Here is a 17292-nt window from a genome sequence, read left to right as displayed (position 1 = left end):
AAAAAAAGCATTTTTATAATTTTGTTAACTAAAATTAAGTTGTAGTAAAAAACCCAAGGCACGAATGATAAAAAATCTACTTTTTCAAATCGCATCAACTAAATGCTATTTAAATCCTTCTCGTTATTTTTTACTTTCGTTTGAGGAAACTACCAAGTTTCTAAAAATAAATAAGTTTAAACACAACAATTTAGCACAAGAAAATCAGAATAAAACTGACAAAACAATCAGCTTTGCTAGTAAAAAATCAGTACAAACTACACCCTTTTTAAATATTTCTTATAAATCAGCCTGAAAAAACAACCTTTTCAGTCTAGATCTCGTATACTATATTACACCAAGCCAAATATCATAAAAATGAATAAAACTACTCAAACGAATCTCAAATTAGGAAAACTATTGTTCTTGTTTTTGAGTCTGCTAGTTTCCATTAATACCTACGCTCAAGTTCCTGTTTTTGACACTCCTGTTTTACAAGCAGGAACTGACAAAGCCATTGGCGCTAAGTATATTTATACGAACGTTACTACCGTTGATGGTACAAATGTTGATGCGATAGTTACAATAGCCAATATTGTAAATGCAAGGATAATTGATGTTGACAATGCTAATAACGGTGGAGGTAGCTTACGTAGCCGTTTTCAGCCTGTTATATCTAGTACAGCAACTGGAGGATATGTTGAGTTTACATTTGACTTTTATGTAGCAGGTACTTATGGAACAGCCCAACAATTGCAGGTTAATTTGACTAGTTTTGTAATGGAAGTACTCGATCTTGACGGAGGTGAGTTCTTTGACGTAGTGATTCCTGCAGGTGGGAGCTACGCTTTAGAAACACCAACAGCTATAGCCGTTACCTCTAGACAAGCACCGTTATTTACAAGATTTCAAGGGCCAACGATATCAGTAGATCCAATAAGTATAACGAACACAGCCTATATAGCATCTGTTAGTTTCGGAAGCTTACAATCTGTCTCTTTTAGATTAGGTAGCAATGGTTCTCTTGCTTCTAGACAAAGTTCAATTAGTTTTGGTGAGGTAAGATTTACCGTTCCAAAACCTCCTGTTGCTAACAATGATTCCAAATTATGTGCTACATATGGACCTGTAAGCATTGATGTTACCACAAACGATACGGATCCTAACCAAAATATTAATAAAGCTACAGTCGATCTTAATCCTTCGGTTTTAGGAAGACAAACTTCTTTTACAACTAATGGTCAAGGAATATGGACTGTTGACGATAATGGTATCGTGACATTCACTCCTTTATCGACCTATAAAGGAAATCCAACAGCTATAAGTTATGTGATTTCTGACGGTACACTTTTGACGTCAAATACAGCTACTATCACAATTACATATACACCTGATGCACCAACCGCTAGCGCAACCTTGCAACCAACATGCGCTGTAGGAACAGGAACTATAACTGTTACAGCTCCAACTGGAACGGGAGTGACTTATAGCATCAATGGTTCAACTTATCAAAATACTACTGGAATTTTTACAAGTGTATCACCAGGAAGTTATTCAGTAACAGCCAAGTCAGCTACTGGTTGTGTTTCATCTAGCACAACGGTAGTTATTAACGCTAAACCCGCTTCAACTTTAGCCCTAGGAAATTCATCTAAAACTGATGCTTCTTGTTTCGGAACTAGTACAGGTTCGGTAACTGCAGGAACGGTATCGGGGTCTTTCGGCACAGTTACCTACTCTTGGAAAAATGCTACGGGTACAGTTGTTGGTACAACTGCAACTGTTTCTAACCTTCCAACTGGAACTTATACTCTTACAGTAACAGATGATTGTTCTACTAAAACGAATGCAGTAACTGTGGGACAACCTGCTGCTCCAGATGCACCAACAGCAGCTGATCAAACAGTTTGTTATAATGGTAATACTACTCAAACATTAACAGCTACTGCTACTGGAGGAACTATTACATGGTACACTGCAGCAACAGGAGGTACAGTTGTAACTACACCTACACAAGTTGGAGTTGGAACTAAAACATATTATGCTGAATCTTCAAACGGAACTTGTTCTAGTTTGACAAGAACAGCAGTTAAATTAACTATTAATGCGGCTCCAAATGCTCCAACAGCAGCTGATCAAACAGTTTGTACTGATGGTAGTACTAGCCAAACATTAACAGCTACTGCTACTGGAGGAACTATTACATGGTACACTGCAGCAACAGGAGGTACAGCATTAACTACTGCCCCTACGCAAGTTGGAGTTGGAACAAAAACATATTATGCTGAATCTTCAAATGGAACATGTTCTAGTTTGACAAGAACAGCGGTTAAATTAACTATTAATGCAGCTCCAAATGCTCCAACAGCAGCTGATCAAACAGTTTGTTATAATGGTAATACTAGCCAAACATTAACAGCTACTGCGACTGGAGGAACTATTACTTGGTACACTGCAGCAACAGGAGGTACAGCATTAACTACTGCCCCTACGCAAGTTGGAGTTGGAACAAAAACATACTATGCTGAATCTTCAAACGGAACTTGTTCTAGTTTGACAAGAACAGCAGTTAAATTAACTATTAATGCGGCTCCAAATGCTCCAACAGCAGCTGATCAAACAGTTTGTACTGATGGTAGTACTAGCCAAACATTAACAGCTACTGCTACTGGAGGAACTATTACTTGGTACACTGCAGCAACAGGAGGTACAGCATTAACTACTGCCCCTACACAAGTTGGAGTTGGAACTAAAACATATTATGCTGAATCTTCAAACGGAACATGTTCTAGTTTGACAAGAACAGCAGTTAAATTAACTATTAATGCGGCTCCAAATGCTCCAACAGCAGCTGATCAAACAGTTTGTACTGATGGTAGTACTAGCCAAACATTAACAGCTACTGCAACTGGAGGAACTATTACATGGTACACTGCAGCAACAGGAGGTACAGCATTAACTACTACACCTACGCAAGTTGGAGTTGGAACAAAAACATATTATGCTGAATCTTCAAACGGAACTTGTTCTAGTTTGACAAGAACAGCGGTTAAATTAACTATTAATGCAGCTCCAAATGCTCCAACAGCAGCTGATCAAACAGTTTGTTATAATGGTAATACTAGCCAAACATTAACAGCTACTGCTACTGGAGGAACTATTACTTGGTACACTGCAGCAACAGGAGGTACAGCATTAACTACTGCCCCTACGCAAGTTGGAGTTGGAACAAAAACATACTATGCTGAATCTTCAAACGGAACTTGTTCTAGTTTGACAAGAACAGCAGTTAAATTAACTATTAATGCGGCTCCAAATGCTCCAACAGCAGCTGATCAAACAGTTTGTACTGATGGTAGTACTAGCCAAACATTAACAGCTACTGCTACTGGAGGAACTATTACTTGGTACACTGCAGCAACAGGAGGTACAGCATTAACTACTGCCCCTACACAAGTTGGAGTTGGAACTAAAACATATTATGCTGAATCTTCAAACGGAACTTGTTCTAGTTTGACAAGAACAGCAGTTAAATTAACTATTAATGCGGCTCCAAATGCTCCAACAGCAGCTGATCAAACAGTTTGTACTGATGGTAGTACTAGCCAAACATTAACAGCTACTGCTACTGGAGGAACTATTACTTGGTACACTGCAGCAACAGGAGGTACAGCATTAACTACTACACCTACGCAAGTTGGAGTTGGAACAAAAACATATTATGCTGAATCTTCAAACGGAACTTGTTCTAGTTTGACAAGAACAGCAGTTAAATTAACTATTAATGCGGCTCCAAATGCTCCAACAGCAGCTGATCAAACAGTTTGTACTGATGGTAGTACTAGCCAAACATTAACAGCTACTGCTACTGGAGGAACTATTACTTGGTACACTGCAGCAACAGGAGGTACAGCATTAACTACTGCCCCTACGCAAGTTGGCGTTGGAACAAAAACATATTATGCTGAATCTTCAAACGGAACATGTTCTAGTTTGACAAGAACAGCGGTTAAATTAACTATTAATGCGGCTCCAAATGCTCCAACAGCAGCTGATCAAACAGTTTGTTATAATGGTAATACTAGCCAAACATTAACAGCTACTGCTACTGGAGGAACTATTACTTGGTACACTGCAGCAACAGGAGGTACAGCATTAACTACTGCCCCTACGCAAGTTGGAGTTGGAACAAAAACATATTATGCTGAATCTTCAAACGGAACTTGTTCTAGTTTGACAAGAACAGCGGTTAAATTAACTATTAATGCGGCTCCAAATGCTCCAACAGCAGCTGATCAAACAGTTTGTTATAATGGTAATACTAGCCAAACATTAACAGCTACTGCTACTGGAGGAACTATTACTTGGTACACTGCAGCAACAGGAGGTACAGCATTAACTACTGCCCCTACGCAAGTTGGAGTTGGAACAAAAACATACTATGCTGAATCTTCAAACGGAACATGTTCTAGTTTGACAAGAACAGCAGTTAAATTAACTATTAATGCGGCTCCAGATGCACCAACAGCAGCTGATCAAACAGTTTGTTATAATGGTAATACTACTCAAACATTAACAGCTACTGCTACTGGAGGAACTATTACATGGTACACTGCAGCAACAGGAGGTACAGTTGTAACTACACCTACACAAGTTGGAGTTGGAACTAAAACATATTATGCTGAATCTTCAAACGGAACTTGTTCTAGTTTGACAAGAACAGCAGTTAAATTAACTATTAATGCGGCTCCAAATGCTCCAACAGCAGCTGATCAAACAGTTTGTTCTAATGGTAATGCTAGCCAAACATTAACAGCTACAGCTACTGGAGGAACTATTACATGGTACACTGCAGCAACAGGAGGTACAGCATTAACTACTGCCCCTACGCAAGTTGGAGTTGGAACTAAAACATATTATGCTGAATCTTCAAACGGAACTTGTTCTAGTTTGACAAGAACAGCAGTTAAATTAACTATTAATGCGGCTCCAAATGCTCCAACAGCAGCTGATCAAACAGTTTGTACTGATGGTAATGCTAGCCAAACATTAACAGCTACTGCTACTGGAGGAACTATTACATGGTACACTGCAGCAACAGGAGGTACAGCATTAACTACTGCCCCTACGCAAGTTGGAGTTGGAACTAAAACATATTATGCTGAATCTTCAAACGGAACTTGTTCTAGTTTGACAAGAACAGCAGTTAAATTAACTATTAATGCGGCTCCAGATGCACCAACAGCAGCTGATCAAACAGTTTGCTATAATGGTAATGCTAGCCAAACATTAACAGCTACAGCTACTGGAGGAACTATTACATGGTACACTGCAGCAACAGGAGGTACAGCATTAACTACTGCCCCTACGCAAGTTGGAGTTGGAACTAAAACATATTATGCTGAATCTTCAAACGGAACTTGTTCTAGTTTGACAAGAACAGCAGTTAAATTAACTATTAATGCGGCTCCAAATGCTCCAACAGCAGCTGATCAAACAGTTTGTACTGATGGTAGTACTAGCCAAACATTAACAGCTACTGCTACTGGAGGAACTATTACATGGTACACTGCAGCAACAGGAGGTACAGTTGTAACTGCACCTACGCAAGTTGGAGTTGGAACTAAAACATATTATGCTGAATCTTCAAACGGAACTTGTTCTAGTTTGACAAGAACAGCAGTTAAATTAACTATTAATGCGGCTCCAAATGCTCCAACAGCAGCTGATCAAACAGTTTGTACTGATGGTAGTACTAGCCAAACATTAACAGCTACTGCTACTGGAGGAACTATTACATGGTACACTGCAGCAACAGGAGGTACAGTTGTAACTGCACCTACACAAGTTGGAGTTGGAACTAAAACATATTATGCTGAATCTTCAAACGGAACTTGTTCTAGTTTGACAAGAACAGCAGTTAAATTAACTATTAATGCGGCTCCAAATGCTCCAACAGCAGCTGATCAAACAGTTTGCTATAATGGTAATACTACTCAAACATTAACTGCTACTGCTACTGGAGGAACTATTACATGGTACACTGCAGCAACAGGAGGTACAGTTGTAACTGCACCTACACAAGTTGGAGTTGGAACAAAAACATATTATGCTGAATCTTCAAACGGAACATGTTCTAGTTTGACAAGAACAGCGGTTAAATTAACTATTAATGCGGCTCCAAATGCTCCAACAGCAGCTGATCAAACAGTTTGTACTGATGGTAGTACTAGCCAAACATTAACAGCTACTGCTACTGGAGGAACTATTACATGGTACACTGCAGCAACAGGAGGTACAGTTGTAACTGCACCTACGCAAGTTGGAGTTGGAACTAAAACATATTATGCTGAATCTTCAAACGGAACTTGTTCTAGTTTGACAAGAACAGCAGTTAAATTAACTATTAATGCGGCTCCAAATGCTCCAACAGCAGCTGATCAAACAGTTTGTACTGATGGTAGTACTAGCCAAACATTAACAGCTACTGCTACTGGAGGAACTATTACATGGTACACTGCAGCAACAGGAGGTACAGTTGTAACTGCACCTACACAAGTTGGAGTTGGAACTAAAACATATTATGCTGAATCTTCAAACGGAACTTGTTCTAGTTTGACAAGAACAGCAGTTAAATTAACTATTAATGCGGCTCCAAATGCTCCAACAGCAGCTGATCAAACAGTTTGCTATAATGGTAATACTACTCAAACATTAACTGCTACTGCTACTGGAGGAACTATTACATGGTACACTGCAGCAACAGGAGGTACAGTTGTAACTGCACCTACACAAGTTGGAGTTGGAACAAAAACATACTATGCTGAATCTTCAAACGGAACATGTTCTAGTTTGACAAGAACAGCGGTTAAATTAACTATTAATGCGGCTCCAAATGCTCCAACAGCAGCTGATCAAACAGTTTGTACTGATGGTAGTACTAGCCAAACATTAACAGCTACTGCTACTGGAGGAACTATTACATGGTACACTGCAGCAACAGGAGGTACAGCATTAACTACTGCCCCTACACAAGTTGGAGTTGGAACTAAAACATATTATGCTGAATCTTCAAACGGAACATGTTCTAGTTTGACAAGAACAGCAGTTAAATTAACTATTAATGCGGCTCCAAATGCTCCAACAGCAGCTGATCAAATAGTTTGTACTGATGGTAGTACTAGCCAAACATTAACAGCTACTGCAACTGGAGGAACTATTACATGGTACACTGCAGCAACAGGAGGTACAGCATTAACTACTACACCTACGCAAGTTGGAGTTGGAACAAAAACATATTATGCTGAATCTTCAAACGGAACATGTTCTAGTTTGACAAGAACAGCAGTTAAATTAACTATTAATGCGGCTCCAAATGCTCCAACAGCAGCTGATCAAACAGTTTGTACTGATGGTAGTACTAGCCAAACATTAACAGCTACTGCTACTGGAGGAACTATTACTTGGTACACTGCAGCAACAGGAGGTACAGTTGTAACTGCACCTACGCAAGTTGGAGTTGGAACTAAAACATATTATGCTGAATCTTCAAACGGAACTTGTTCTAGTTTGACAAGAACAGCAGTTAAATTAACTATTAATGCGGCTCCAAATGCTCCAACAGCAGCTGATCAAACAGTTTGTACTGATGGTAGTACTAGCCAAACATTAACAGCTACTGCTACTGGAGGAACTATTACATGGTACACTGCAGCAACAGGAGGTACAGTTGTAACTGCACCTACGCAAGTTGGAGTTGGAACTAAAACATATTATGCTGAATCTTCAAACGGAACTTGTTCTAGTTTGACAAGAACAGCAGTTAAATTAACTATTAATGCGGCTCCAAATGCTCCAACAGCAGCTGATCAAACAGTTTGTACTGATGGTAGTACTAGCCAAACATTAACAGCTACTGCTACTGGAGGAACTATTACATGGTACACTGCAGCAACAGGAGGTACAGTTGTAACTGCACCTACACAAGTTGGAGTTGGAACTAAAACATATTATGCTGAATCTTCAAACGGAACTTGTTCTAGTTTGACAAGAACAGCAGTTAAATTAACTATTAATGCGGCTCCAAATGCTCCAACAGCAGCTGATCAAACAGTTTGCTATAATGGTAATACTACTCAAACATTAACTGCTACTGCTACTGGAGGAACTATTACATGGTACACTGCAGCAACAGGAGGTACAGTTGTAACTGCACCTACACAAGTTGGAGTTGGAACAAAAACATACTATGCTGAATCTTCAAACGGAACATGTTCTAGTTTGACAAGAACAGCGGTTAAATTAACTATTAATGCGGCTCCAAATGCTCCAACAGCAGCTGATCAAACAGTTTGTACTGATGGTAGTACTAGCCAAACATTAACAGCTACTGCTACTGGAGGAACTATTACATGGTACACTGCAGCAACAGGAGGTACAGCATTAACTACTGCCCCTACACAAGTTGGAGTTGGAACTAAAACATATTATGCTGAATCTTCAAACGGAACATGTTCTAGTTTGACAAGAACAGCAGTTAAATTAACTATTAATGCGGCTCCAAATGCTCCAACAGCAGCTGATCAAATAGTTTGTACTGATGGTAGTACTAGCCAAACATTAACAGCTACTGCAACTGGAGGAACTATTACATGGTACACTGCAGCAACAGGAGGTACAGCATTAACTACTACACCTACGCAAGTTGGAGTTGGAACAAAAACATATTATGCTGAATCTTCAAACGGAACATGTTCTAGTTTGACAAGAACAGCAGTTAAATTAACTATTAATGCGGCTCCAAATGCTCCAACAGCAGCTGATCAAACAGTTTGTACTGATGGTAGTACTAGCCAAACATTAACAGCTACTGCTACTGGAGGAACTATTACTTGGTACACTGCAGCAACAGGAGGTACAGTTGTAACTGCACCTACGCAAGTTGGAGTTGGAACTAAAACATATTATGCTGAATCTTCAAACGGAACTTGTTCTAGTTTGACAAGAACAGCAGTTAAATTAACTATTAATGCGGCTCCAAATGCTCCAACAGCAGCTGATCAAACAGTTTGTACTGATGGTAGTACTAGCCAAACATTAACAGCTACTGCTACTGGAGGAACTATTACATGGTACACTGCAGCAACAGGAGGTACAGTTGTAACTGCACCTACACAAGTTGGAGTTGGAACTAAAACATATTATGCTGAATCTTCAAACGGAACTTGTTCTAGTTTGACAAGAACAGCAGTTAAATTAACTATTAATGCGGCTCCAAATGCTCCAACAGCAGCTGATCAAACAGTTTGCTATAATGGTAATACTACTCAAACATTAACAGCTACTGCTACTGGAGGAACTATTACTTGGTACACTGCAGCAACAGGAGGTACAGCATTAACTACTGCCCCTACACAAGTTGGAGTTGGAACTAAAACATATTATGCTGAATCTTCAAACGGAACATGTTCTAGTTTGACAAGAACAGCAGTTAAATTAACTATTAATGCGGCTCCAAATGCTCCAACAGCAGCTGATCAAACAGTTTGTACTGATGGTAGTACTAGCCAAACATTAACAGCTACTGCTACTGGAGGAACTATTACATGGTACACTGCAGCAACAGGAGGTACAGCATTAACTACTGCCCCTACACAAGTTGGAGTTGGAACTAAAACATATTATGCTGAATCTTCAAACGGAACATGTTCTAGTTTGACAAGAACAGCAGTTAAATTAACTATTAATGCGGCTCCAAATGCTCCAACAGCAGCTGATCAAATAGTTTGTACTGATGGTAGTACTAGCCAAACATTAACAGCTACTGCAACTGGAGGAACTATTACATGGTACACTGCAGCAACAGGAGGTACAGCATTAACTACTACACCTACGCAAGTTGGAGTTGGAACAAAAACATATTATGCTGAATCTTCAAACGGAACATGTTCTAGTTTGACAAGAACAGCAGTTAAATTAACTATTAATGCGGCTCCAAATGCTCCAACAGCAGCTGATCAAACAGTTTGTACTGATGGTAGTACTAGCCAAACATTAACAGCTACTGCTACTGGAGGAACTATTACTTGGTACACTGCAGCAACAGGAGGTACAGCATTAACTACTGCCCCTACACAAGTTGGAGTTGGAACTAAAACATATTATGCTGAATCTTCAAACGGAACTTGTTCTAGTTTGACAAGAACAGCAGTTAAATTAACTATTAATGCGGCTCCAAATGCTCCAACAGCAGCTGATCAAACAGTTTGTACTGATGGTAGTACTACTCAAACATTAACAGCTACTGCTACTGGAGGAACTATCACTTGGTACACTGCAGCAACAGGAGGTACAGTTGTAACTACACCTACACAAGTTGGAGTTGGAACAAAAACATACTATGCTGAATCTTCAAACGGAACTTGTTCTAGTTTGACAAGAACAGCAGTTAAATTAACTATTAATGCGGCTCCAAATGCTCCAACAAGTAGTACTCTAATTCAACCAACATGTTCTTTAGCTACAGGAAGCGTTAAATTGAGTGGTTTACCTTCTGGCAACTGGACAATAACTCCAGGGAATTATACTGGAAACACTCCTGATTATACAGTTACAGGTTTAACTGCTGGTAAATATGACTTCAAGGTTGAAAATTCTTTAGGATGTATTTCTAATGAATCAGTAGAGGTTATTATTAATGCACAACCAACAGCACCAGCAGCACCTATTGCTACAATAAGTGTTCAGCCTAAATGTGGTACTACTACAGGAACGGTTTTAATTACATCAGCTGGTACAGGTTTTGAATATAATGTTGATGGTGGTAACTATCAAGTGGAAACTACTTTTACAAATTTAACACCAGGAAATCACAAATTTACAGTTCGTAATACAAAAGACAATACATGTATTTCTAAGGAAACTACGGTTGTTCTGAATAACTATATATGTGCTGTCGATGATATCGGAACGACTCCTATCAACGGAAAAGACGGTGCTGCAACGGTTCCAAACGTGAACGTATTGGCTAATGATAAATTAAACGGTGTAATCTTAACTCCTGCCGATGTAGTGATTACTTCTACTAAAACAGGTCCTCTTACAGTGAACACTAACGGAACGGTAACGGTAGATGCTAAAACTCCTGCTGGAACCTATACGGTTCAATACACTATTTGTGAAGTATTGAATAAAAACAACTGTGATACTGCAACGGTAACGGTAACGGTAGTTGCTGCTCCTATCGATGCTATCGATGATATCGTAACAGCTCCTATCAACGGAAAAGACGGTGCTGCAACGGTTCCAAACGTGAACGTATTGGCTAATGATAAATTAAACGGTGTAATCTTAACTCCTGCCGATGTAGTGATTACTTCTACTAAAACAGGTCCTCTTACAGTGAACACTAACGGAACGGTAACGGTAGATGCTAAAACTCCTGCTGGAACCTATACGGTTCAATACACTATTTGTGAAGTATTGAATAAAAACAACTGTGATACAGCAACGGTAACGGTAACTGTAGTTGCTGCTCCTATCGATGCTATCGATGATATCGTAACAGCTCCTATCAACGGAAAAGACGGTGCTGCAACGGTTCCAAACGTAAACGTATTGGCTAATGATAAATTAAACGGTGTAATCTTAACTCCTGCCGATGTAGTGATTACTTCTACTAAAACAGGTCCTCTTACAGTGAACACTAACGGAACGGTAACGGTAGATGCTAAAACTCCTGCTGGAACCTATACGGTTCAATACACTATTTGTGAAGTATTGAATCCTAATAATTGTGATACAGCAACGGTAACAGTTAATGTTTACGTTGATGAACCGTCAATAAGCTTGTTAAAAGATGGTACTTATTTCGATAATGACAATAATGGAAAAACAAACCCTGGTGATACTGTTACCTATACATTTGTTGTATCCAATACAGGTAACGTTGATCTTACTAACATAACTGTTGTAGATAACAATGCAGTAGTTACTGGTGGACCTATTGCACTTTTAAAAACAGGCCAAACAGACTCGAAAACTTTTACTGCAGTTCATATACTAACTCAAGCAGATATTGACACGGGTTATGTTTACAACACAGCACTTGCAACTGGAACACCACCTAGAAGTCCTGAGGTAACTGGAACATCATCTGATCCAACCCCATGTACCACTTGTCCGATACTGCCTAGATGTATAACATGCACTATTACTCCATTAACTCAAAACCCAAGTATTGCTCTTGTGAAAACAGCTGCTGTGGGTGGTACTGGTAAAGTTGGTGATGTAATCACCTATACTTTCGCAGTAACTAATACTGGAAACACTACTCTTACTAATATAATTGTAACGGATCCAATGGTAGGATTAACGATCACTGGAAACCCTATTGTAACACTTGCTGTAGGTACTTCTAGCTCTGCTATCAAAGGAACATACACAATAACGCAAGCCGATATCGATGCTGGTAAAGTGGTTAACACCGCTTTAGCAACAGCTCAAGATCCTAAAGGAAATGATGTGACGGATATCTCAGGTACTACGGTAACTAATGATACCCCAACAACTACTGTATTACCTCAAAACCCAAGTATTGCACTTGTGAAAACAGCTGCTGTGGGTGGAACTGGTAAAGTTGGTGATGTAATCACCTATACTTTCGCAGTAACTAATACTGGAAACACTACTCTTACTAATATAATTGTAACGGATCCAATGGTAGGATTAACGATCACTGGAAACCCTATTGTAACACTTGCTGTAGGTACTTCTAGCTCTGCTATCAAAGGAACATACACAATAACGCAAGCCGATATCGATGCTGGTAAAGTGGTTAACACCGCTTTAGCAACAGCTCAAGATCCTAAAGGAAATGATGTGACGGATATCTCAGGTACTACGGTAACTAATGATACCCCAACAACTACTGTATTACCTCAAAACCCAAGTATTGCACTTGTGAAAACAGCTGCTGTGGGTGGAACTGCTAAAGTAGGAGATGTAATTACCTATACTTTCGCAGTAACTAATACTGGTAATGTCACCCTTACGGATGTTATCGTAACGGATCCAATGGTAGGATTAACAATCACTGGAAACCCAATTGCAACGCTTGCTGTAGGTGCTTCTAGCTCAGCTATCAAAGGAACATACACAATAACTCAAGCGGATGTTGATGCTGGTAAAGTGGTGAACACTGCTTTAGCTACAGCGAAAGATCCTCAAGGAAATAAAGTAACGGATATCTCAGGTACTACGGTAACTAATGATACGCCAACCATTGTTGTATTACCTCAAAACCCTAGTATTGCACTTGTGAAAACAGCTGTAGTAGGTGGAACGGGTAAAGTAGGAGATGTAATTACCTATACTTTCGCAGTAACTAATACTGGTAATTTGGCACTATCTAACATAGTAGTAACGGACCCTATGATAGGATTAACAATCACAGGTAACCCAATTGCAACACTTGCAATAGGTGCTACTAACGCTACTATTAAAGGAACCTACACGATAACTCAAGCAGATATCGATGCTGGTAAAGTAGTGAACACCGCATTGGCAACAGCAAAAGATCCTAAAGGAAATACGGTTACGGATATTTCAGGTAGCACTGTTACTAATGACACGCCAACCACTACTCCATTACCACAAAATCCAAGTTTGTTGATTGTTAAAACAGCAACTACCGAAAATTATACAAATGTTGGTGATGTTTTAAATTACACAATTAAAGTTACTAATAATGGAAACGTAACTCTTACTAAAGTATTAGTGACTGACCCATTGACTGGTTTATCTACAACAATAGATAAATTAGAACCAGGAGCTTTTAGAGAATATGTTCAAAGTTACAGTGTAACGCAGAATGATATTACAAACTCAACGGTGACTAATATAGCTTATGTAAAAGCAAATACGCCAAACGACCAAGAAGTGTCAGCTTCTGATGATGCAGTTGTAGAAGTAGCAATCGTATTACCTTGTGGAAATGTAGTGGTTCATAATGCCTTCTCTCCTAATGGAGATGGAATAAATGAAGTGTTTACAATTGACAGTATTACAGATACTACTTGTTACCCAAGTAACACAGTTGAAATATACAACCGATGGGGTGTTCTTGTTTATGAAGTTAAGGATTACGATAACGAAAATAGGGCTTTCAAAGGATTTTCAGAAGGTAGAGTTACAGTAAACCAATCAGTTGGTCTACCAGTTGGAACTTATTTCTATATCTTAAATTATACATCAGTAGATGGCAATGGCCAATTGGTGACTAACAAAAAAGATGGATACCTTTACCTAACTAGATAATAATAAACAACCTGGGTCAACAGCACCCAGGTTTATAAATTAATTCAAATGAAAAATAAATTCCTACTTGTTACGATATTGTTTACGGGATTAATGAGCTTTGCACAACAAGATGCTCAGTTTACGCAGTATATGTATAACACCATCAATATAAATCCAGCTTATGCCGGATCGAGAGGTGTCATGAGTATTTTTGCTTTACATAGAACACAGTGGGTAGGTCTAGATGGAGCACCTGTAACAAATACTGCTTCCATAAATACACCTTTAAATACTAAAAATCTAGGTCTTGGAGTTTCTATAATAAATGATAAAATTGGTCCAACCGACGAAAATACAGTTTCAGCTGACTTATCGTATACTGTGCCTACATCTGAAAAATTTAAATTATCATTTGGTTTAAAAGCAACTGCAAATTTATTTAGCCTAGACGCTTCTAAACTTAATCCTGTTCAGAGTGACCCAAGCATCCGCGATTACAATAACAAATTTACTCCGAATATAGGAGCAGGAATTTATTATCATTCAGATAAAGCGTATGTAGGATTATCAATACCTAATTTCATTGAAACTAATAGATATGATGATAATGAGGTAGCAATCTTTAAGGAGAAAATCAATTACTATTTAATTGCCGGATATGTATTTGATTTAGATTATAACCTAAAGTTTAAACCGGCCCTATTAACCAAAATGGTAAATGGAGCGCCATTACAAGTCGATTTGTCAGGTAACTTTTTAATTAATGATAAGTTTACTGTTGGAGTTGCATACAGATGGAGTGCTGCAGTAAGTGCTATGGTAGGATTTCAAATTACAGATGGAATGTATATAGGATATGGGTATGACCTTGAAACAACAAGGTTAGCTAATTATAATGCTGGATCACATGAAGTATTCTTACGATATGATATCTTTAAAAACAATAAAAAAATTACAACCCCAAGATTCTTTTAAAACAATTACTATGAAAAAATTTATATATACATCCCTACTAATAGTAAGTGTTTTTTCATCTAACTGTTTCGCCCAAAAAGTTGAAAGAGCGGATAAAAACTATGATAAGTATGCATTTATCGACGCTATAAAAACGTATGAACGAATCGCTGAAAAAGGTTATAAATCAGAGGAACTTTTTAAAAACCTTGGAAATGCTTATTATTTTAATGGGCAATTAGAAAATGCTTCTAAATGGTACACCGAACTGTTTAACATGTCGACAAACTTTGGAACGGAATACTATTATCGTTACGCACAGTCTTTACGATCTATAGGTAATAACGATAAAGCAAATGCTGTTCTTGAAAATTTAAGTAAATTATCACCTGATGATAGTAGAGTTGAATTATTCTTAAAGAATAAAAATTATCTTGATGAGATTAAAGCAAATTCTGGAAGATACACGATAGAAGATGCCGGAATAAATTCAATCTACTCTGATTATGGTACTGCATTATACAATAACAAGATAATTTTCACATCTGCTAGAGATACGGGTATTGTGGGACAAAGAAAACATACTTGGACAAATCAACATTTTACAAATTTGTATTCAGCTGATTTAGGAACGGATATGAATCCTGTGAACCCAATTAAATTCGATCAAAATATTAATTCCAAGTTCAATGAATCGACTCCTATTTTTACTAAAAACGGCGAAACTATTTATTTTACTAGAAATAATTATTTAGAAGGAAAACGAGGACGTAATACTGCTGGAATCACTTTAGTTAAAATATATAAAGCTAAATTGACTAACAATACATGGACCAATATTGAAGAGCTTCCTTTCAATAGCGACAATTATAGTACTGCTCACCCCGCACTAAGCACAGATGAAAAAACGCTATACTTTGCATCGGACATGCCAGGAACTCTTGGACAATCTGATTTATTTAAAGTATCAATTAATGATGATGGCACATATGGTACTCCTGTAAACTTAGGATCACAAATAAATACTGAAGGTAGAGAAACATTTCCATTCTTGACTGACGAAAACGAATTGTATTTTGCATCAGATGGTCATCCTGGATTGGGTGGTTTGGATGTATTTGTTTCTAAAATAAGTCCAAACAATTCTTTTAGCGAAGTGCAAAATCTTGGTGCAGATATTAATTCGCCTAAAGATGATTTTGCTTATTTAATAGATACAAAATCTAGAGTAGGATTCTTTAGCTCCAATAAAGATGGTGGATTAGGATACGACGACATCTATAAATTTGTGGAAACTAAAAAACTAATTTGTGAGCAAATACTTGATGGAAATGTAACTGATGAAGCAACAGGTGAAGCTTTACCTAATACCACAGTAATGTTACTTGATTCGCAATTAAATACTATAGAGCAAGTAATATCCGATGATAAAGGATTTTATTCGTTTACTGTGGAGTGCGGAAAAACATATAGTATCAGAACTCAAAAACCAGAATACAGTGCAAAAGAAGAAAAAATAATCATTCCAAAAGTGTCTGGAAAAACCTACGCTCCTACTGCTTTAGAAAAAGCAGGTTGTAACGTTGTTATAGGAGATGATTTAGGTAAATGTTTCGGAATTACAATGATTTACTTTGATCTCGATAAATCTAACATAAGACCTGAAGCAGCAATCGATTTAGAAAAAATATTGGATGTTTTAAAAGAGAATCCAAATATGGAAATAGATGTTCGATCACACACAGATAGTAGACAAACATTTAAATACAATGAATCTTTATCTGATCGTAGAGCTAAATCTACAATTAGTTGGTTAATTAAAAACGGTATCGAAGCTAGAAGATTAACTGGTAAAGGTTATGGTGAATCACAACTAATTAATAAATGCGTAGATGGTGTCATATGTTCTGAAGAAGAGCACCAACAAAATAGAAGAAGTGAATTTATAATAACAAAATTATAAATTTAGAATAAATTAAAATTTTATAAAGCCTTAGAAGTAATTCTAAGGCTTTTTTTTATGTCTAAAAGTATACAAACTAAATAAAAGACAACTAACTC

At 37.9% G+C, this 17292-nt stretch carries 3 protein-coding genes; all 3 read left to right on the top strand.

What is annotated here, in order from left to right:
• Positions 1–357 precede the first annotated feature (357 nt).
• From ACZ2G0_RS10295 to ACZ2G0_RS10285, 3 genes are read left to right on the top strand one after another with little or no spacing between them, the layout of a single operon-like run.
• On the top strand, positions 358–14295 hold the full coding sequence (locus ACZ2G0_RS10295) for an Ig-like domain-containing protein (protein WP_470307566.1): 13938 nt from the start codon (positions 358–360) through the stop codon (positions 14293–14295).
• 48 nt (positions 14296–14343) lie between these two features.
• Positions 14344–15252 (top strand): PorP/SprF family type IX secretion system membrane protein, encoded by a 909-nt coding sequence (locus ACZ2G0_RS10290; protein ID WP_470307565.1) that lies wholly within the window; start codon positions 14344–14346, stop codon positions 15250–15252.
• 10 nt (positions 15253–15262) lie between these two features.
• On the top strand, positions 15263–17194 hold the full coding sequence (locus tag ACZ2G0_RS10285; RefSeq protein ID WP_470307564.1) for an OmpA family protein: 1932 nt from the start codon (positions 15263–15265) through the stop codon (positions 17192–17194).
• The last annotated feature ends 98 nt before the right edge of the window (positions 17195–17292 follow it).

The organism is Flavobacterium sp. KKT103 (assembly GCF_055640565.1).
The sequence above is the reverse complement of the archived record's forward strand: the minus strand, read 5'-3'. Positions and strand labels throughout refer to the sequence as shown.

What these genes read in the sequence shown, in the direction of transcription:
- ACZ2G0_RS10295 (WP_470307566.1), top strand. Translation starts at nt 358, where the DNA reads ATGAATAAAACTACTCAAACGAATCTCAAATTAGGAAAACTATTGTTC.
- ACZ2G0_RS10290 (WP_470307565.1), top strand. Translation starts at nt 14,344, where the DNA reads ATGAAAAATAAATTCCTACTTGTTACGATATTGTTTACGGGATTAATG.
- ACZ2G0_RS10285 (WP_470307564.1), top strand. Translation starts at nt 15,263, where the DNA reads ATGAAAAAATTTATATATACATCCCTACTAATAGTAAGTGTTTTTTCA.